This window comes from Longicatena sp., from assembly GCF_982403165.1.
On sequence record NZ_CEVYEL010000029.1, the window covers coordinates 13,738 to 34,432 of the forward strand.

The 20,695-nt window shown below is 37.4% G+C and carries 20 protein-coding genes and 2 tRNA genes; 6 read left to right on the forward strand and 16 right to left on the reverse strand.

Annotated features, from left to right (window positions below):
* Window positions 1–204 precede the first annotated feature (204 nt).
* The 3 genes from AC1VS3_RS07745 to AC1VS3_RS07755 all read left to right on the forward strand — a co-directional run bounded on the left by AC1VS3_RS07745 (window position 205) and on the right by AC1VS3_RS07755 (window position 1,205).
* On the forward strand, window positions 205–792 hold the full coding sequence (locus tag AC1VS3_RS07745) for a hypothetical protein (RefSeq protein ID WP_008689215.1): 588 nt from the start codon (window positions 205–207) through the stop codon (window positions 790–792).
* 245 nt (window positions 793–1,037) lie between these two features.
* Window positions 1,038–1,111, forward strand: a tRNA-Cys gene (locus AC1VS3_RS07750).
* Between the two features lie 6 nt (window positions 1,112–1,117).
* Window positions 1,118–1,205 (forward strand) — tRNA-Leu (locus tag AC1VS3_RS07755).
* A gap of 132 nt (window positions 1,206–1,337) precedes the next feature.
* On the opposite strand, the gene AC1VS3_RS07760 is transcribed toward AC1VS3_RS07755, so the two are convergent.
* The 4 genes from AC1VS3_RS07760 to AC1VS3_RS07775 all read right to left on the reverse strand — a co-directional run bounded on the left by AC1VS3_RS07760 (window position 1,338) and on the right by AC1VS3_RS07775 (window position 3,820).
* A complete protein-coding gene (locus AC1VS3_RS07760; protein ID WP_008689217.1) occupies window positions 1,338–1,760 on the reverse strand; it encodes a GNAT family N-acetyltransferase in 423 nt (140 codons plus the stop codon).
* A 58-nt stretch (window positions 1,761–1,818) separates the two neighbouring features.
* Window positions 1,819–2,142, reverse strand: coding sequence for a hypothetical protein (locus tag AC1VS3_RS07765; RefSeq protein WP_008689218.1), 324 nt, complete (start codon window positions 2,140–2,142; stop codon window positions 1,819–1,821).
* A complete protein-coding gene (locus AC1VS3_RS07770; RefSeq protein ID WP_008689221.1) occupies window positions 2,139–2,600 on the reverse strand; it encodes a helix-turn-helix transcriptional regulator in 462 nt (153 codons plus the stop codon). The genes AC1VS3_RS07765 and AC1VS3_RS07770 overlap by 4 nt, the downstream gene beginning before the upstream one ends.
* Window positions 2,601–2,707: 107 nt before the next feature.
* Window positions 2,708–3,820: a metallophosphoesterase gene (locus AC1VS3_RS07775; RefSeq protein WP_226906208.1), complete on the reverse strand. Its 1,113-nt coding sequence runs from the start codon at window positions 3,818–3,820 to the stop codon at window positions 2,708–2,710.
* A gap of 199 nt (window positions 3,821–4,019) precedes the next feature.
* On the opposite strand from AC1VS3_RS07775, the gene AC1VS3_RS07780 reads away from it, so the two are divergent.
* Together AC1VS3_RS07780 and AC1VS3_RS07785 are read left to right on the forward strand one after the other, a co-directional pair.
* Window positions 4,020–5,159, forward strand: a complete 1,140-nt coding sequence (locus AC1VS3_RS07780; protein WP_008689224.1) for an anaerobic ribonucleoside-triphosphate reductase activating protein — start codon at window positions 4,020–4,022, stop codon at window positions 5,157–5,159.
* A gap of 17 nt (window positions 5,160–5,176) precedes the next feature.
* Window positions 5,177–7,549, forward strand: a complete 2,373-nt coding sequence (locus AC1VS3_RS07785) for a ribonucleoside triphosphate reductase (RefSeq protein WP_481275576.1) — start codon at window positions 5,177–5,179, stop codon at window positions 7,547–7,549.
* 321 nt (window positions 7,550–7,870) lie between these two features.
* On the opposite strand, the gene AC1VS3_RS07790 is transcribed toward AC1VS3_RS07785, so the two are convergent.
* The 3 genes from AC1VS3_RS07790 to AC1VS3_RS07800 all read right to left on the reverse strand — a co-directional run bounded on the left by AC1VS3_RS07790 (window position 7,871) and on the right by AC1VS3_RS07800 (window position 9,636).
* The gene (locus AC1VS3_RS07790; RefSeq protein WP_132224223.1) at window positions 7,871–8,713 is read right to left on the reverse strand and encodes a radical SAM protein; all 843 of its coding nucleotides are present in this window, start codon (window positions 8,711–8,713) and stop codon (window positions 7,871–7,873) included.
* Window positions 8,713–9,387, reverse strand: a complete 675-nt coding sequence (locus AC1VS3_RS07795) for a DUF5680 domain-containing protein (protein WP_481275577.1) — start codon at window positions 9,385–9,387, stop codon at window positions 8,713–8,715. The genes AC1VS3_RS07790 and AC1VS3_RS07795 overlap by 1 nt, the downstream gene beginning before the upstream one ends.
* Window positions 9,388–9,513: 126 nt before the next feature.
* Window positions 9,514–9,636, reverse strand: a complete 123-nt coding sequence (locus tag AC1VS3_RS07800) for a hypothetical protein (protein WP_268866316.1) — start codon at window positions 9,634–9,636, stop codon at window positions 9,514–9,516.
* 443 nt (window positions 9,637–10,079) lie between these two features.
* Between AC1VS3_RS07800 and AC1VS3_RS07805 the strand changes: the two genes are divergently transcribed.
* The gene (locus tag AC1VS3_RS07805) at window positions 10,080–10,760 is read left to right on the forward strand and encodes a dihydrofolate reductase family protein (protein WP_119983254.1); all 681 of its coding nucleotides are present in this window, start codon (window positions 10,080–10,082) and stop codon (window positions 10,758–10,760) included.
* Window positions 10,761–10,871: 111 nt separating this feature from the next.
* Here the strand turns inward: AC1VS3_RS07805 and AC1VS3_RS07810 are convergent, their stop codons facing one another.
* The 9 genes from AC1VS3_RS07810 to rbr all read right to left on the reverse strand — a co-directional run bounded on the left by AC1VS3_RS07810 (window position 10,872) and on the right by rbr (window position 20,321).
* Window positions 10,872–11,528 (reverse strand): Crp/Fnr family transcriptional regulator, encoded by a 657-nt coding sequence (locus AC1VS3_RS07810; protein ID WP_119983253.1) that lies wholly within the window; start codon window positions 11,526–11,528, stop codon window positions 10,872–10,874.
* A 28-nt stretch (window positions 11,529–11,556) separates the two neighbouring features.
* On the reverse strand, window positions 11,557–13,368 hold the full coding sequence (locus AC1VS3_RS07815; protein ID WP_132224227.1) for an aryl-sulfate sulfotransferase: 1,812 nt from the start codon (window positions 13,366–13,368) through the stop codon (window positions 11,557–11,559).
* A 69-nt stretch (window positions 13,369–13,437) separates the two neighbouring features.
* Entirely contained in the window at window positions 13,438–14,613 is a 1,176-nt protein-coding gene (locus tag AC1VS3_RS07820; RefSeq protein WP_481275578.1) for an NAD(P)/FAD-dependent oxidoreductase, read from the reverse strand.
* Complete coding sequence (locus AC1VS3_RS07825) at window positions 14,610–16,073, reverse strand: hypothetical protein (RefSeq protein WP_481275579.1); 1,464 nt, start codon at window positions 16,071–16,073, stop codon at window positions 14,610–14,612. Before AC1VS3_RS07825 ends, AC1VS3_RS07820 begins: the two co-directional genes overlap by 4 nt.
* 100 nt (window positions 16,074–16,173) lie before the next feature.
* Window positions 16,174–16,854: a sporulation protein YunB gene (gene yunB, locus AC1VS3_RS07830; RefSeq protein WP_481275580.1), complete on the reverse strand. Its 681-nt coding sequence runs from the start codon at window positions 16,852–16,854 to the stop codon at window positions 16,174–16,176.
* Window positions 16,826–17,143 (reverse strand): hypothetical protein, encoded by a 318-nt coding sequence (locus tag AC1VS3_RS07835; protein ID WP_008979636.1) that lies wholly within the window; start codon window positions 17,141–17,143, stop codon window positions 16,826–16,828. Before AC1VS3_RS07835 ends, yunB begins: the two co-directional genes overlap by 29 nt.
* 186 nt (window positions 17,144–17,329) lie before the next feature.
* A complete protein-coding gene (locus AC1VS3_RS07840; RefSeq protein WP_008689238.1) occupies window positions 17,330–18,007 on the reverse strand; it encodes a potassium channel family protein in 678 nt (225 codons plus the stop codon).
* 14 nt (window positions 18,008–18,021) lie between these two features.
* Window positions 18,022–19,419, reverse strand: coding sequence for a TrkH family potassium uptake protein (locus AC1VS3_RS07845; RefSeq protein WP_119983249.1), 1,398 nt, complete (start codon window positions 19,417–19,419; stop codon window positions 18,022–18,024).
* Window positions 19,420–19,784: 365 nt separating this feature from the next.
* Window positions 19,785–20,321 carry a rubrerythrin gene (gene rbr / locus AC1VS3_RS07850; RefSeq protein WP_008689243.1) on the reverse strand — a complete coding sequence of 179 codons (537 nt, stop codon included), beginning with the start codon at window positions 20,319–20,321 and terminating at the stop codon, window positions 19,785–19,787.
* Window positions 20,322–20,695: the final 374 nt, after the last annotated feature.

Below are 20,695 nucleotides of genomic sequence, written 5' to 3' on the forward strand. Positions count from 1 at the left end.
ATATTACTTCCAATGATTTTACATAAATTGAACAATCCATAATAATGAAAACGCTTTTTTGATCTTCCTAGAGAACAATTGTTGCAATAGCAAGCTCATAGCGAATGCCTTCAGATTGAGATTCGTGATAAGAAAAATCCCTTATCTACTTTTGCATGAAGACCATCGTAGCATACATACTAACCTTAGAAGGAGGGTAATCCTATGAAAAAAATTTATACAGTCTTTCTCATGGTGTTATTTTTATTTATCTTAACACCTGTACACGCAAAAGATACGCAGAACATCCTCATCACCGGAAAGCATCTTCCTTATATCATGGTAGCCAGTATGCAGGAAGATGATTCTATGGATATGTACCTTATTCCAACATCTTTGACCTTACCGCTTTCGCAAAACCCCCAACAGTTGCGGCCATTAAATCAATACGATAAGCAAGAAGAGATCAATCGCATACGTGAAGTGATTCAACAATTCTTTGAGCTTTCCATCACCAATACCGTGTATTTACATATGGATACTATTCAAAAAGATATGGGAGTCGCTTATAATGAACAAACCTTTTCTGATGTAAAACATATGACCGCTTATTTCGCAAAGGTAGTCAAACAATTAAAACTCTCGATGATTTTTCATGCGTCTGATTATCTAGAGGATGATTTGAATATCAGTGATTATTATGCATTCTATAAGATATTTCACGATGGTCATCCAAAAATACGCTATCATTATGTAAATTATCTGTATATTGATCCTACCGTCTGCTATCCATTAGATAATCAATTTTCATAAGTTTATCTTTCACATACAGATGGTAAAGTAAGATTGGGTAAAAACGGAAGTTGCCTTTCTCTACTAGTTCTTGCTAACATCCATAACTCCTCCATCATAAAAGGAGCTATGGATTTATTTTTGCACATCTATTTATTTTCTCATGAAAAAAATTAAATTTTTTTTAAATTTCTGCTTGCATTTTTTGTATTTTATTATATAATGTTATAGCACCGATGATGTGGGGCAATCAAAAATAAATATAAGGTTCCGTAGCCAAGTGGTAAGGCAATAGACTGCAACTCTGTGATCATCGGTTCAAGTCCGATCGGAACCTCCATTACTTGGGGTAGTGGCGAAATAGGCAGACGCAACGGACTTAAAATCCGTTGGGAGTTAATCCCGTGCGGGTTCAAGTCCCGCCTTCCCCACCAACATACGAACTAGCCTTTGCAAAAAGGCTTTTTTTATGTTTTACCATTTCAAAAAAAAGCATAAAGTCGTTTGCTTTATGCTTCCTATACCATGCAGACAAACATCATTTTTCATATGCTTGCATGGTTTTTTTATGCTTTCCACATCAAGTGATATACCTGAGCATTCGTTTCTGCATCGTTTTCTTTTGCTAAAATAGCAAAGTGTTCCCTTTGATAAAAACGCAATGCTTTTTCATTCTTTTCATATACATGCAATTGTAAAATTGTTTTGTGTTTTTTTAATTCATCCATTAACTTCTTTCCAATGCCCCTATTTTGCATTGCTTCATTTACAAAGATACCCGCAACATACGTATCCTGTAATCCGGCAAACCCTACAACAGCACCATTCTCCTCATATACATATACCTCTGCTTCTTGTATGGCTTGAGAAACCATCGCATACTGTTTTTTCCAATAGGTAGGTGATAGAAAGGAATGCGCTGTTAGATTGCCATGTAGCCAAATATCCATAACAACGTCATGGTCCATAGCTTCCATTTTTCTTATCATACTACTTCCTCCTGTAAGATAGGCATGCCATCGCTTGTTTTTTATGTGCAACTCTTGTTTAATCTATGATTTCTTTGATACTTTGTATAGTATCAATACGCAGCATGCGCACGATTGTTTTTCGTTTTGTCATGGTTTCTATTAACAACCATTCATCATCTAAATCACATAAAACACCTTCAATGCTATACATCGCATCTAGTGATGCCAGTGGTTTTTTTAAGATGATCGAGCAATTCTTCTTAAGATATTGCGGCAATATGGCTTGATAATTTAATGATGGTTGATCTTTTACAGTCTGTTTTTCCTTTTCCCCATGTGTCACTGTTTTCATAAGATAGCACAATAACACAAGGATGATTAGCAATAAAAATATTGTCATGCTGCTTCCTCCACGATCATAAAGCCATGGATAGCCCTTGTATCAATAAGTTTTATCAATGTTTCTTTTTTGAAAAAAGTATTGCTTTTTCCTCTTGTATAAGCCACTCGTATCCATTCCTTCGTAACCTCCAGCACCTTTGCTTTCTCGTTATAGGAATTCAGCATGTAATCAAAATCCTCACAATCTAAAATAACCGTCTTTCCCTGTAAAGCCTGTAACACATGCAAATCCTTCTTTGTTTTTTCTTGAGCTAGTATCTCTAATTGGTTATCCGCAAGATCGTCTAAAGAAATATGATAGATAGCCGCTAATTCGATAGCTTTATCAAAAGTCGGTGCACTTTGCCCATTTTCCCAGTTCGATATGGTTTGTCTTGTTAAAGAAAGCAAATCGGCTAGCTCTTGCTGACTATAACCACTTTTTTTACGCAATGCAATTAACTTATCTTTTAACATCGAATACCCCTTTCTACGTTTTGTGTGGTTCTATTATAGCGATTGTGCTAAAAAAACACTAGCAAAAATCTTTGGCATTTGGGCAAATTTCAATAACATTGCCTAAGCTACTGCCCCTTAAGCGTTATTTTAACAATTTCAGAGGTTGTTCCTATACGTATTGGCAAGCCCCAAGTACCTGCTCCGCTGCTGACAATCATCGGATATGGCTTTTGATAAGTTCCATAATCATAAGGATATGCCAACTTTGTAAAGAGAGTATTAGGAAAGATCTGTCCCTGATGCGTATGCCCGCTGACTTGTAAATCTATCGCATGGACATCATCAAAGCATGGTCGATGATCGATAACGATAATTGGCTTGTCTGCTTGACAGGATTTTATAAAGGTGGCAAGCTCCATACGTCTTTCCTTTTTGTCCTTGCGTCCAATCACATAAAACCGATGATCTACGAAGGCTGTTTCATCTTTCAGGATATGAATGCCACTTTGTTTCAAGAGGGTTTCATATGCTTTACGATTCTTACTCAGCAATTCATGATTGCCGGGACTATAATAAATTTTATCATGAAAGGAAGCATTACGACATTTCATACAAAAATACTGTAAGTCAGTAATTGGCGTTGCTTCGTCAAAGAGATCTCCTGCCACTAACAAAGCATCCATTGGCTGCTTTTCTAACATCGCAAACATTTGATCCATACGTTGCTTGTCCACTCCACTTCCTAAATGCAAATCACTAAGTAAATAAAACTGCAGATCTTTCACTATGTTCATTTTCGCAGTTACACTATAGCTACGCAAGACAAGCGGTGCTGCCTGCCGATAACCGATATACACAAACAATGCAGTAAAAAGAATACATCCTCCTAGAATATATCGCAAAGATAACTTATAAGCCCTTCTTTTTTCTAACAAAAAGGCAATCCCCTGCATGAGGGCAAATAGTATGAACCATACCAGCACAATTGTTGATATAAGTAGGATCCATGCACGTAAAGATTCTTGCTGCAAACGATAAAATTGATTGCTGAAGCGATAAAATAAAATACCATCACCACTCACTAACAACACTTGCAGGCACCGATAAAAAAAGCCTTGTATTTGTTGATGTATCCATCGCAATTGCAGATAACTCACAAGGCACACCAACAATCCCATCCCAGCTAAAAACACACCCATCATGATTTTATCCTTCTTTCGTCTTTTGTCTATTATCATAGCACATTCTGATAGAAAGCACAGGTTTACACACAAAAACAGTGTGTATCATTATAACATTAGACAACCAACGATAATAGTATTACAAATGAAAACGTTTACTACACTTTCATAATTTACATGGTCCAAACGGTTGAAGTTACAAAAAAGCTGTGTTATCATACAAATAGTTGAATAGTCAACCATTTGGAGTGATGACATGGAAAGCAACAATTATTTATTAATGAATATTTCCATTCTTTATCGTTGTGGGCAAAAATATTATGATAAACAGTTAAGTGATTATGATATCAATGCCGGACAGCTTCCTTTTCTGATTCTGATTTATGAAAATGAAGGAATCAGCATGCAGGAACTGGCAGTGAGAGGATGTTTTGATAAAGGTACCATTACCAAAAGTATTGGTAAATTAGAGGATGCCGGCTATGTTCGATCTTGTGCCAGTACGACAGATAAAAGAGTGCGCTTGCTCTATACAACCGATCGTACAAAAGACATCATTTCAAAGATTTATCTCATTCGACGAGAATGGTGGGAACGCTTGACTCGCGACATGAGTGCGAGCGAATGCGCGAATACAGAAGCTTTGCTAGATGCTTTAACTGAAAAAGCTAAGCAGTATGATGCCATGGAAGATGAAAAAGAAATTAAGCTCTTTGGCTTGCAGAAATTGACTCTGTTGGATTATCCGCAGAAGATGGCAAGCACGATTTTCACCGGTGGCTGTAATATGCGCTGCCCGTTTTGTCAAAATGCCGATTTGGTCTTCTTGAATGAGAATACCTCGCAAATACCTACCAAAGATATTATCGCTTTTTTAAAAAAGCGCCGCAGTGTCTTAGAGGGTGTCTGTATTACCGGTGGTGAGCCTTTATTAAATGATACCTTAGAATCTTTTTTAAGAACCATCAAAGAATTAGGTTACCAAATAAAGCTAGATACAAACGGCAGTTATCCAAAGCGTTTAAAAGAACTCGTCGAGAAAAAACTGATTGACTATGTCGCAATGGACATTAAAAATTGTCTAAAGCGTTATCCTGAAACAACCGGCATTCACAATTTTGATGTGACACCGATCATAGAAAGTGCCGCATATTTAATGGAAGATCACATTCCTTATGAATTTCGGACAACAATTGTAAAAGAGCTTCATACCTTAGCCGATGTGCAGGAAATCGGAAAATGGCTCAAGGATGCCAGAGCGTATTATCTGCAAGGCTTCGTCGATAGTGAACGAGTAATTCAAAAAGGGCTACACGCTTACGATGCCCAAACCATGAAACAGTTACAAGAAGCTGTTATTCCATATATTGCAAATACACAGCTTAGAGGCTTGTAAAGGAAAGGAAGAAAATTATGTACAAAGTAATTAAAAGAGATGGAAAGGTTACCGATTTCGATATCGCCAAGATTACCATAGCCATCACCCAGGCATTTGAATCTGTCCAGCGCCAATATCATCCAAGTGTTATTGATATGTTGGCATTGCGCGTCACCAGTGATTTTGAGCCAAAAATCAAAGAGGAACGCATTCATGTCGAAGACATTCAGGACAGTGTAGAGGATGTATTGATTCAGGCAGATTATGCCGATGTCGCAAAATCTTATATCCTGTATCGTAAACAGCGTGAAAAGATCCGTAATATGCGTTCGACGATCTTAGATTATAAAGACTTAGTTGACAGCTATGTAAAAGCAACCGATTGGCGTGTTAAAGAAAATTCGACGGTCACCTATTCCGTAGGCGGTTTGATCTTAAATAACAGTGGTGCCATTACTGCTAACTATTGGCTTTCTGAAATCTACGATGATGAAATTGCTAATGCTCACAAGAATGGTGATCTGCACATCCATGATTTAAGCATGTTAACCGGTTATTGTGCCGGTTGGTCATTAAAACAATTGATTCAGGAAGGTCTTGGCGGTGTGGTTGGCAAGATTACCTCAAAACCGGCTTCTCATTTAGCAACGCTTTGTAACCAGATGGTAAACTTTTTAGGCATCATGCAAAATGAATGGGCAGGTGCACAAGCCTTTTCTTCCTTTGATACGTATTTAGCGCCATTTGTAAAAGTTGATAACCTTGATTATGATCAGGTAAAGAAGTGTGTGGAATCTTTCATTTATGGTGTTAATACCCCTAGCCGTTGGGGCACACAGGCACCTTTCTCTAATGTCACCTTAGACTGGACCGTTCCAAATGATCTGGCTGAAATGAACTGTATCATAGGCGGTAAAGAAGTAGACTTTAAATATAAGGATTGTAAAAAAGAGATGGACATGATCAATAAAGCCTTTATTGAAGTCATGCTGGAAGGCGATGCCAACGGACGTGGTTTCCAATATCCAATCCCAACCTATTCCATCACTTCTGATTTTGATTGGTCAGATACCGAAAACAATCGTTTATTATTTGAAATGACAGCGAAATATGGTACTCCTTATTTCTCTAATTATGTAAATAGTGATATGGAACCAAGCGATGTGCGCAGCATGTGCTGCCGTCTGCGTCTGGATTTACGTGAATTACGAAGAAAATCTGGTGGATTCTTCGGTAGTGGAGAAAGCACAGGTTCTGTTGGTGTTGTAACGATCAACCTGCCTAGAATCGCCTATTTAGCTAAGAGTAAAGAAGAATTCTATAATCGCTTAGATCATTTAATGGATATCAGCGCACGTTCTTTAAAAACAAAACGTACGGTTATAACCAAATTATTAGATGAAGGTCTGTATCCTTATACAAAACGTTATTTAGGTACTTTTGAGAACCATTTCTCAACCATTGGTTTGATTGGTATGAATGAGGTCGGCTTAAATGCCAACTGGCTGCGAAAAGATCTGACTCATAAGGAAACACAGGAATTCGCAAAAGAAGTTTTAAATCATATGCGTGAACGTCTGGTGATCTATCAGGAAGAATATGGTGATCTATACAACCTGGAAGCAACACCAGCTGAATCTACGACTTATCGTCTTGCAAAACATGATAAAGCACATTACCCAGATATCATTACCGCAACAGAAGAAGGCAATAGCCCTTACTATACCAATAGTTCACACTTGCCAGTAGGCTTTACGGAAGATATCTTTGATGCTTTGGATGTACAGGATGAATTGCAAACATTATATACATCAGGAACGGTATTCCATGCCTTCTTAGGTGAGAAACTTCCAGATTGGAAAGCAGCTGCATCTTTGGTACGCACCATTGCCGCAAACTACAAACTGCCATATTATACTTTATCCCCTACGTATTCCATCTGTCCAAACCATGGCTACATCACCGGTGAACAATACACTTGTCCTCACTGTGGTGCTAAGACCGAAGTATGGAGCCGTATCACAGGATACTATCGACCAATCCAGAACTGGAATGAAGGTAAATCCCAAGAATATAAAGAACGTAAGGAATATGATATCGGCCACAGCGTCTTAAAAGGAAGAGATGTGTTCGCCCCTCAAAAAGATGAGGAAGCGAAAAAACCAGAGGTACAACCTAAAAAAGTCATGCTCTTTACCACAAAGACATGTCCAAATTGCAAGATTGCTACCACATGGTTAGAGCAAGCAGGCATTCCTTATGAAAAAATTGATGCTGAAGAAAATCAGAAGCTGACAAAACAATATAAGGTCATGTTAGCTCCAACCTTGATTGTTGCCGATGAGCAGGACTATCAGGCATATGCCAATGCCAGTAATATTCGTAAGTTTATAGATGCTCATAAATAAAAAATATCTTTTCAAATGTGATTCAATTTAAGTAGTTAAAAAGAAGATTGCAACTATGATAAAAAATAGCGGACAATCTTCTTTTTCATATCTCTACTAAGTTAGCATATCCTTTACTATCCTTACGAAAAAGTATCTTATAAGTTATTTATTAAATAGATCCTAACTCCTGTATGAATTGCTAAAACTCTGGTATAAAGGTTTAGATTGAACAGCTGTTTATCAGTTTATGACATAACCATTGAACAATCTGTTGAAATACTCGTTCTTCATTGTCTATAAATTCAATAATAAGAATATTCCCATGTTTAAGACCTCCTATCACATATCATGCTTATTATCCATTTTTTCTTTAACCAATCTAGCATGATAAAAGTAGTTGATGTATTTTAGGTTTAACTCATCGCAATAAACATTTATAGAGCTTGCTAAATTATCCCAATAAGCATTATCTTTCTGCAAAAATATTTTTCGATACTCATTTGCCAGATTGCTATAATATTTATCAATATAAGTAAGTATAGTTTGTTTATAAGAACCTCTAAGGTTTAGATTTTCAAACCAATATTCATTTACAATATAGCTTGTTTCTTCTATGATTTTCTTCCAATCAGTAATATATGGAAAAATAGGAGATATAAACAAAACAGTATATATTCCTGCTTCATGTAGTCTTTTTATGGTATATAATCTATTAGCAATCGCACTAGCATTATCCATATCTTTTCGGAATGTTTCATTTAACGTATTCAGAGAAAACGCCACTTTAAGATTTGGGATTTTTTTTAGAATCTCAATGTCACGTAATATTAAATCTGATTTAGTGGAAATGGTTATTTGACAATCGATATTTATTAACTGTTCTAATATTTTTTGAGTTTTGCAATACCTTGCTTCATATTGATTATAACAATCTGTTACAGACGCTATGAATACCGATTTACCTTGAAGCCTTTTTTTACTTATAGGTTTATCACATTCCTTTATATCTATAAAAGTTCCCCATTCCTCTGAATGGCCTGTAAATCTTTTCATAAAACTAGCGTAACAATATTTACAGGCATGAGGGCAACCAACATATGGATTTATGACATAATCACTATCTGGAAGATTTGATTTTGTCAAATAATCTTTTGTATTGATTTGCTTTTCGATAATTTTCATCAGCTTATAACGCCTCCATGAAAATAGCATTCATAAATTTTCTCTTTCAAATAAAAGATTTCTTCATATCCTTGAAACCAAACAAATTCGCCTTCAACTTTGCAATGATAATGATAATCGCCCTTTACAAAAATTTTAGGACCCCGATAAGGTGCGTCAGCAGAAACACTTAATAAGGCTTCTTTTAAAAAATCATTATCAAAAAAATCTCCTGTTATTCGTCCAGCATAGTTCATGCTCCAAATAGGCTTATCAAGATACCAAACAGCCTCAGAACCAGAAAATTTCTCTCCCCCTAAATATGTATCTAGGTACTTATATCCGTTTTCACTATAACTATAATCATGAGATTTTGTTCTTGATGAAGCAACTTTATTTCCATTTACTGGATAAGTGCTTTTTTTGGCATATATTAAAAATGAAATCATTTCATTTACATCTACTTCTGCGCCTTTATAAATGGGTAGATTACATTCATCATCATCTTTAACAATTCTATCAATCGCTATACCGTATAATTTACTTAATGCTATCAATCCATTTAGTTCTGGAATTGCCTGTCCATTTTCCCATTTGCTTATAGTTTGACGAGCTATACCAAGTTTATCGGCTAATTGTTCTTGCGAATATCCATTCTTTTTTCTCAATATTTGTAACTTTTCTTCTAATTTCATAGATACCACCTCTAGTTATTATTATAAAGGTTTATAGAGGTGTAATCTACCATCATACAGACACAAATATGTCACTAGTAATAGACAATAAAGTGCTTACTTTGATTATAAAGAGGCTTTTATACCTTACGAAACTGATAAAGCTTTTAAATATTTAACGATATTGCTATCTTTTCTTTCTTGTTTCATCCCTGATGGATGATTTCCCTGTAAATTCTCTGCTAGCTGATTGCCTTTAATCTTCAACATAATGTAGTTTAATACCGCCAAGAATAATCTTGTCCAATGCAAAGTGCTGTACCATATCTTTACATATCTAAAAATATCAACATAGCAAGGTTTATTAAATAAGTAGTAAAATGACTTCTTAAATCCTTTGAACATGCTGATAGACACTGTATTTAGGGAATCATCAATTTTTTTATTTTTTCTGGAATAGTCTTAGTTTCTCCTAATAAATATTTAAATTTATATTGGCCTAGCCGCGTCTTATTTAGATAATTTATAATGTTTTTTGCATCTATAGTATTTTAAAAGCATATATGTTATCATTACCATAATATCATTGAAAAGCCAACTAAATAGAAGTCAATAAGTCAAATGACTTTCTGTTGGCAATAGATGAAGAATTTGAAAAGAAATATATGTATACTGAAAACAACGAACACACTGCTAAACTAGGAGATAGTAAAATGAACAGACCACTTACCACCCTCTTTATGTTAATGAGCGTAGATGGAAAAATTAGCACCGGTGCAACGGATGAATTAGATGTTGATCTTGATTTTCCTAAACTGAAAGGACTCAAGGAAGGGCTACATCAATATTATGAAATCGAACAAACCACAGATCTATGGTGCTTAAATTCCGGACGTGTACAAGCTAAACTTGGAGTTAACCAGCGACCAATGCCACAAAAAACACCGGTATCTTTCGTAATCATTGATAACCGGCATTTAACCCTACAAGGAATACGCTATTTCTGCGCCTTATCAAAAGAATTTGTACTCGTTACTACGAATCGACAACATCCTGCATTCACCCTGCAAGAAACTAATCTGCATATACTTCAGCAACATGAACTTGATTTATCTGCAATTTTTAAAACACTTTATACCGATTACGGATGTCAACGTCTCACCATCCAAACAGGTGGTACCTTGAATGGACTTTGCCTTAGAGAAAAGCTGATTGACTATGTAGATATCGTTGTTGCTCCGGTACTGATTGGCGGTAAAGATACTGCTACTTTGATTGATGGTACTTCATTGATGTCAACGAAGGAACTATCTCACTTAGGTATCTTAAAACTTCTTCATTGTGAGGTTTTAGAAGATTCCTATCTGCGCTTATCCTATCAAGTGATTTCTTGATTCTGAATAATTTTCAAGACTTTGATTAAGATGTATACCAAGTGTTCACCAAAAAAGAACCAATCGGTTCTTTTTTGGTTTTTGGCTATCGTTATGTGCATACGTAATTTGCTATAGCAAATCCTCTAATGCTCTTTGATTTAATAAAACCAGATTATGTCCATCAATGCGAAAATATCCTAAAGCTTCCATACGCTTGATTTCCTGGTTTAGAGAAGAACGTGAAACACGCAAGGTATTTGCCCACATCGTTTGTGACTTTGGCAAAGGAATATGTTCATTTTGCGAAAGATTATTCATGCCAATCAACCAATATGCGACACGCTCTTGAATCGTCTGATAATTTAAACAGTTTAACAACATCTGATTCTTTAATCCACGTTTTGAGATATAGAGCATAAAGGAATACATCATTTCGGAATCTTCCTGTAACATACGCTCAAAAACAGAAGTCGCTATCCATGCAACTTCTGTTTTCTTAACTGCTGCCAATGTATACGTATATACTTTTTTGCCAGTGAAGTAGAGAAATTCGGGAAACACATCACAATCTTCAAAGTAAGCACTGCACAATTCACAGCCATTTACGGTATACAGGTTTGCCTTTAAGATACCATCCACCACGATTCCAAATTCATCAATCGGTGCTCCTGTTGGATGGATGATTTCTGCTGTTTTATAGCTTTGATAACGAAAGGCTTTCCCATATACGGGATGATGTAAACAGCGATATGCGAAAGGTGTCTGTTGCGATATACGGTTTTCCAAGGAAGTCTACCTCCTGCCTCATGTAGTTTTATGCAAATGCCTGATCTAAGAAATCACAGACATCATCGTAATCCCGTTCTCCATTAAAGCGTTGTACTTCTTTTCCATGACGATAGATTGCCACAACAGGAATACCCTGTACATGACATGCATCCACAATGTCCTTATTTTCATCCACATTGACATAGCGGATATGGAAACTGCTGTTAAATTCATCCTGCAAAGCTTCCTCTAATACCGGATGCAACGCTTTACAATGAACACAGCGTTCAGCACCAAACAAGACAAGCACTGGTTTATCATTTACCTTTAATACTTTTTCATTCCAATCCGCAAAGCTGTTTACCGGTTCAAATAAATCCGTATCTACGCTAAATACTTTCTCACGCTTGCTCATGTCTTCTTCATCATCGGTCGCAACACAAAGAGCTACATCCTGATAATAAGGTAAAGTTCCCTCTACATCAATAATCTTCTTAGCACCAAAGGCACCGGCATTTGGTACACGATAGGTAATATTATCAATTTTAGGAATTGCAACTTCCTGTGGTGTTGGTTCTTGCGGTACATAACTGTATGGATAACGATATGCACGATAGATCATATTATTCTTTGGTCCGGTTTCATTATGGGTATAATAAGGTGAAATCCATTCCCAAACAATTTCATGTTCTGCCGTTACTTCTATTATACGACCATCGCTGCCTTCTGTCACTAGGGTATTTCCATTTGGCAAACGCTGGGCACTGGATACATAAGGGCTGTAAAATTTACTAGCATCGGTAGGAATTGCATGACCGAGTTCTTTTGGGGTCAGCTTCCAAACAACTTCCAATGTAATTGGATTGAATTCTAATACACGGCTATAATCGCGCAGCGCATTTTTAGTTCCGTTTTTAGAGCCTGGATTAGGAACGCCATAACCTCCCCAACCACCATTATCAAACACTAACAGGTTGCCTTCACCAGGAAGACCTTTAGGAATCATGTGGAAGTGATGCTGTCCAATGATCCAACCTAATTTCTTCAATTCCGGTGTTGCGTTAAAATCAGGACCGATACGCCAAACAATCTTACCGCTTTCCTTATCTAAGATTGCTAAAATATTGGCTTCACGACAATCAAAGATAATATTATCCGGTTTGAAACGGTTATCCCCTTGATCATACCATTTGTTAGGTCCAAGATAGCTCATGCAATTCACATGCAGATAATCACCGACACCGCCATCAGATGAACGCATATTCGGATCTCTTGAAAGGATATTTAAGGCTGCTTCATCAAAGCCTAATTCATCAAAGTGATCGGTAATAGACCATTTCCATAAGATATTGCCTTCCCAATCGACTTCGATCATACAATCATCTAACAGCTTTTTATCTGAAATCTTAGGATTATGCACTGTTTGATGTACGAGAATCAACGTATTTCCTTCTAATGGTTTGGCATCCATGCCTGGCACATAATAGCCGACAGGATTTCCTTCACGCTGGTAATCGTGATGCTGGCGTGCCATCCAGCGATGATCTCTTCCCGGGTCATTGATTTCTTCAAATTTATCAAATTCCCATACAATATTTCCATCATAATCAATCTCAATCAGGTTAACACCATCCTGCATACCATAGTCTGGATGACGGTAACCGGAAAGGCCCATCACATAACCTCCTGGCAATAATTTTGGTGGCATGGCATGCATATTCCAACGACGGATTTCATTTCCATTCATATCAAACAACAAGACACCATCATTAATCAACGGTACGATCGTATACCCACTCCAACATTTTTTTGGATCATAAACAGTAACTCCATGAGGGAAAACACTTGGCTGTCCCATAACTCATTCCTCCATTCTTTCTTTTATTCATCAGCATTCTTTGCTGTATGAGCCATTTTTCTATTTTCTTTATAAAGATTCTTCGATGCGTTCTACTTGGCCGTTTTCATAATAAGCAGCTGCTGGTACATTATGCATTTGCAAGCGTTCATACAATAAGCTTTGACGTGTGATATCCTGACGTATGACATGATAAGTTCCACCAAGCTTTTCTTCCATCTTCGTAAGAACATCAATTTGTGCACTATCATATGGATTGTAGAACAGAAAGGCTACTTTGCCACTGTCTGGTGTTAGGATAGCATCAATCTGTTTCTTTTCTTTCACATAGCGCTCACTGGCCGTTGCCGCAATCGCACCATCGGCGGCAGAAGTTACAACCTGTCGTAAGAAAGTTTGGGTACAATCACCAATTGCATAAATGCCAGCCACATTGGTTTCTTTCTTTTCATTTACCTTGATATACCCTTTCTTATCACAGGCAACCAAGTCTTTTACAAATTCGGTTTGCGGTACCATGCCAACAAAGAAGAAGATACCATCGGCTTTTACTTCCTTGCTTTCATTGGTAACAACATTCTTGATGACTAGGCTTTCGACTTCCTCTTTCCCCTTAATTTCCTGTAAGGTAGAATTCCAAACGAAGTGAATCTTTGGATTATGGAAGGCCGTTTCTGCTGCGACTTCATTACAATCAAGATGACCTTCTTCATGTAAGACGATGATGGTGACCTTACTTGCAAAGTTTGTCAGATAATCGGCTTCTTCAATTGCCTGATCTCCGGCACCCAACACATAAATTTCTTTGCCTTTGAAGAATTCCGCATCACAGGTTGCACAATAGGCAACACCATGTCCAGCAAATTCAACTTCACCAGGAATACCTAAGATTCTTGGTTTTGTACCGGTATCTAATAACACGCACTGTGCTAAGAAATCTCCACGGCGTTTGGTATGGATCACAAAGCTTCCATCCGTTGCTTTTTCAATGCCGGTAACCGTTGTACGCTTGAATTCATTTGTTGCATAGCTGCGTGCATGTTCCTTGAATTTTTCCATCAATCCAGCACCGCTATCAGAAATTGTACCCGGATAGTTACGAATCTCTCTAGTGTCATTGATTCTTCCACCATAGCTGCCTTTTTCAATCAGCAGTGTCTTGCGCTGTGCGCGGCCTGCATAGATAGCAGCTGCTAATCCGGCAGGGCCGCCACCTATAATAACAACATCATACATTTCACTCATCTTTCACCACTCCTTTGCATATGCAAGCTATGTTTCGCTTTTTCTCTATGTCTGCCCAGACCAAATACAACCCAGGCGATACAGACAAGTGTTAACAACAAACAGTAATATGACGATATAAAGATTTGCCACGGTGTAACATTCGGCAGCATTGGATTTTTCGCTGTCATTTCCGCAACGACCGTTACAGCACCCATGACAAAGGCCGAATTGATTGGGACAATGGCAGTCACATTGGTTGCCATCGCAGTCAAGAGAATACTTCTGCGACTGGCAGGAATCTCAGCCTTTTGTCCAACGGTATCTGCCACATCTTTAAACATGATGATCGAAGGTAAGACACAGCCTGCCAGTAAGACATTTACTACACCTACACCGATGGCGATAATGCCTTCTGCACCTGCCGGCTTTTGAATCATCTTACGACTTAGCAAAAAGTCACAACATTTCTGCATCATGCCACCTTCAACTGCGACCTGAATCAAACCATATAACAAAATGGTAGATAGGATGATATCCGTTACACTAGTAATACCATCGAAGAATACCCCATGCAGCTGTTGGGTCGTTGTATCAATGAAGAAGATATCCGACATTTGGAAAATGCCGGTTACTAAGCCAATGACGATACCGGTAAGAATACCTCCACTCACTCCCATGAACAAATCACTTGTCTTAAAGCAAATAAGCAATAAGACAACGATGGGCAGCAGCATCCATAAGCCTGAACGATTAGAAAGCTTGCTTAATTCTGCCACATGCTCCACCGCACTTGTATCACTGCCTAAGAAATAAAAGAGAATCATGGAAACAAAACCGGCGAAAAGGATATAAGGCAAACGTTCTTTCATCGTTTCGATTAAATCCGCACTCTTTTGGGTATGGGCATCGTGTTGCGAAGCAATGGTCGTATGGATAACCTGCGAACTTGGTGATAAGGCATCGCCAAAGAAGATGCCACTCATCATTGCCCCCAATAACACAGCAGGATTAGCCCCTAGCATGATACCCGCCGGATAAAAGATCGGTACCACCGCCAATAACGCCGCAATCGGTGCACCTGCACCCATTGAAATAATACTGCAGCCAAGGAAACAAAAGACCACAAAAGCACCACCATGTAAATCTAAATGCAAACTGGCCCAGATAAAGCCACCGCCGATGCCTCCTGTCACTAGCACCTTGGAAAAGATACCAATGACCATAAAAATCAGAATGAGCCGAGCATTTCCATACTGTGCTAATCCTCGTACGATAGCATTCCAGTATTCCTTTTTCTTACGGCAGAACAAATAACCAATAAAGATGGAAACGATGGCCGCAAAGATCAGCACTTTCATAGAATAATACTGAAATCCTATCATGATAGCTCCTCCTAAAACCACATAAAGGAGAATAGGAATCATCGCAAATTCTTGACGACCGTAGAAGGTTAGGGATTTTGTCTGTTCGGCATTCATAATCGCACCAGCTCTCTTTTAACCAGTTCTATGATAACACTCTTATTTTTATAAAACATGTTGGATATCCAACACTTTTTTACATTTTGTGAATAAAATATCAATTATTTGTAAGCGCATACGGTGTAATTTCCGGTATGTCTCCATTTACCACTTGAATGACGATGGGAAGTTCCATTTTCGTCTTATATTCACTCACACTTAAAAACGTGATGACTTGCGCATCCACATGAATGACAAGAGAAATCTTAATCATCGTATTATTGATACCATAGGGTTTCGCCTCTGTTTTGATTTCTCCGGTGACATCGTTGAGCATCTTCATACGTATCTTAACCTTCGGTCCTTTATCATAAAACAAGTAAGTTTTCGTAAAATAACCGATTGGTACTTCATATAAGATTCCATCTTCATAAAAGACCTCTTTAGTTGTCGGATCTTTTTTTCCATCCTGCGCTGCCAATAAAGATTCATCAATTGTATTTAAAGCGGAGTACAATAGCGCATTTAGTTTTGCCGAATCATACTCTACACTTGTAATCTGATTTGCGCTATTACGTTCCACGCGCAATAGATCGTCACTTTTATATTCCATATCACTTAATACCTCTTTCACGATATTATTGATAGCAAAACCGGTATGCTGCTTGGCAATCGCCTGTAGCTGAGGTTCAATGGTATGGTGAAAAGCTGTTATCATTTGAAAAATGATCAATAGAAGAACGATGAAAAGAAGTAAAAGTTTTCCTTTTTTATATCGTTTGATCCTTACCTTCTTCACAAAGAATCACCGCATCTTTCGCTTTCATGCCGATGGTAACGCCTTTTTCCTTCGCTATGTGATTCATGGACATAATCTCACTATCTAAAATGCCGGCAAAGCCAAAGGTATAGCGACATAAAAGTACGGCTACCGGACGATCCAAACGTTCAAAATAGTCCATGGAGAAATTATCCTGTGCTAAGATCGTATGTGTAGAAATGATAAAATGAATCGGATATTGAGGCAGATTGATATAAATACCTGCGAAATGATACTGTCCTACCGTAATACTTTTGACTTCAACCATATACGCATTCCTCCTGTTGTATAGTATATGAAAAAACAAATAAATCTTGTCAGTGAGATAAAGGTAAACAAGTAACACGAGGAACAATCGTATTTTCATCAGGCCTTTTTTAATTGCAAAAAAGGATATAAAAAAACACCGTCACATGAGACGATGTTAGGTTTCCATAACGTTCTTGATAAAATTTTATAATTCATCTAAGAAATCAAAACGATCTAACGTATTGCAATCAGAAATCACAACCAAATGATCCTGTGCTTCTATGCGATACTCGGCATCCGGACATACATTCAAATGTTCTTCTAAATAGCCACGTATTCCTACGACGTTAATACCATACTTACGACGCAGATCTAATTCAATCAATGATTTCCCTACCCATTGTTTCGGTGTCGGTATTTCCACAATACTATATTCACTGTCTAAATCAACAATATCTATGATATTTTTTCCTAAGACACTTTTCGCAACCTGTTCGCCCATTTCTTTTTCCGGACGGACCACTTTATTAGCTCCCAATTCAAGAAATATTTGCATATAACGTTTATTTTTCGCCTTGGCAACAATATAAGGAATACCTAATTCTTTTAGATTGATGATTCCCATAACACTTTCTTCCAAATGGTTCCCCATACTGACAATTGCCACATCACAATCCTGAATACCGGCAGCTCGCAGCTGATCAATATCTGTGATATCACACTGCATGGCCTGTGTGACAATATCGGCCATACGATTCACACATTTAATATCGCTGTCTACTGCGATAACATCGCAATTATAACGACTTAATGTTTTGGCAACGGTTGAGCCGAAAATACCAAGTCCTAAAACGGCATATTGTCTGTCTGTATATTTTTTCATAGTTTTTTCTCCTTTTAACCAACAATGATATTTCCATTAGGATAGGAAACCTTTGTACTTTTATCAAGGCCAGGTTTTGGTCTGGTAAGTGACAAGATCAGTGTCGAAATACCAATTCTTCCCACATACATCAATAAAATGATGATCAGTTTTCCACCTACTCCTAAAGTAGCCGTAATGCCTAAAGATGAACCAACGGTCGCCATAGCGCTCACCGCTTCAAAAGCGAGTGAGATAAAAGGTTTTCCTTCCACAATATTTAATAAGAAGATACCTGTTAACAGCGTTACCAGATTAATAAAGAAAATACCCATCGCACGTATAACAATACTGTTGCCAATCGTTCTGCGTAAGACAACCGTCTTTTCACGACCCTTTAAGGCACTCAACATATAAATAACGATAACAGCAATCGTCGTCGTTTTAATACCACCGGCGGTACCTCCGGGAGAACCACCAATGAACATGACGACCATCATCAAAAGATCGGTTGCAGGTCGTAAACCACCATAATTAATCGTTGTAAAACCGGCTGTACGCAACGCGATAGATTCAAACATCGCCGTCATTGTCTTTTCGAAGATATTGAAATCACCAAGCGTATGAGGATTAGCAAATTCTAACAGCAAAATAAGCAATCCTGGTACTAAGATCAGCGTCAGACTGACCGAAATAACAATTTTCGTATGCAATGATAAAGAGTGTTTAAACTTTTCAAAGCTAATTTGTCTTTTTACTAAAGGCTTGATCTTATCACGGATATCAAACCATACGGCAAAACCAATGCCGCCGAGTACGATAAGTCCCATAATGGTGAAACACATGAGCGGATCATGAACATACTGTTGCAAACTAACTGATCCTAAGGTGTCAAAACCGGCATTACAGAAAGCCGAAACAGAAAGAAACACGGCTTTAAAACCGCCATCGAGTAAACCAAAACGTGGAATCATGCGAAAGGCAATCAAGATCGCCCCCACAGATTCAAAAAACAAGGTATAATATAAAATATCTTGCAGGAATTTTTTCATATTGACCACATGATCCTGATTCAGCATTTCCCGCATGACGATTTTTTCATTCATGGATAAACGATTGCGAATAATCAAGACGAAAACAGCCATAAAGGTCATCAATCCCAAACCACCGATCTGAATCAAAAGCAGAATAACGATTTGTCCAAATGTATTAAACGTATCCGCAACGGTCACCGTGGAAAGTCCTGTAACACAAGTTGCACTGGTTGCGGTGAATAATGCATCCAGCGGATGAAAAAAGCTTCCATTTTTTGTCGATATCGGCAACGTCAACAATAACGCCCCGCAAAGAATGACCAATAAAAAACTTGCGGCAATCTTTTGCGCAGGAGACATTTTTTTAAAGTTGAGCAGCGAATGTATGAAGTTCGTCATAGCTTGTTCTGACACCTTTTCCCTTCGTTAAATATCTATCTTAGAAATTAGCTTGAATTTCTTATGTTCTTGCTTAAGATGTATCATATTCATTTTACACATTTCCACATTTTTTACAACACTTGCATAAACAATTTTTATAAGAAATCGTTTATGGTTTAAGGAAATGTGCTTAAAAACTTCTCTTAAACATATAGAAAGTACTGTTCCTTATCCTACACTACCTTATATATATTTAAAAAAATTGCTACTATGATTTTAGCACACTCTGTTTCATAACAGGAGTTTTTTCTAAATATTGCCAAAAACAGGGAAACACCAGATAGAAAAAAGAGGATACCGCCTGGATATCCTCGATAAATTTCCTAATAGTTCTCGTTACGTACCTCAAAATAAGAGCGTGGATGATTACAAACCGGGCATACTTCTGGTGCTGTTTTACCAGTATGCAAATGACCGCAGTTTAAGCATTCCCAAACCGTTTCTTCACTCTTTTCAAAAACGGTACCATCTTCGATGTTATTCAATAATGCCGTATAACGTTGTTCATGTGTTTTTTCAATTGCCAAAACACCTTCCATTGTATCTGCGATATCATCGAAACCTTCTTCACGAGCTTCTTTTGCCATACGAGCATACATATCTGTCCACTCATAGTTTTCACCGGCAGCGGCATCTTTCAGATTCGTCACAGTATCAGGCATACCATCATGCAATAATTTAAACCATAATTTCGCATGTTCTTTTTCATTGTTTGCCGTCTGTTCAAAAATATTGGCAATCTGTACATAGCCGTCTTTCTTAGCCTTAGAAGCATAATACGTATATTTGTTTCGTGCCATGGATTCTCCGGCAAATGCTTCATTCAGGTTTTTTTCCGTCTTTGTTCCTTTTAAGTTCATTGGTAGATCCTCCTTTTCTTGATGATGGATACAACCATGTATATGAAAACACCTTCACACTTATACCTTTGGTTTCGCATCATCAGTTTCTATTCTTATTGTACTCTGTTTTTTTTGATTTTTCATCTTTTTTATGAAATTTTTTAACTATTTGTTATATTTCTTCCTTCCTCTGCAACGATATTTCTAGCATTTCTATAGCATTTCGCGATACTTATAAAAAAAGGCTATACAGTTTATTTTAGAAAATCTTCTTAATATCCCCTTTTATCTTATTTTTTTCATATAATCAGCGATTATTTTTTGAATAGGAACCATTATTTTAGAAAATTAATGAGAATTTTCTTAATTTTTTTGAATCTACTATACATATT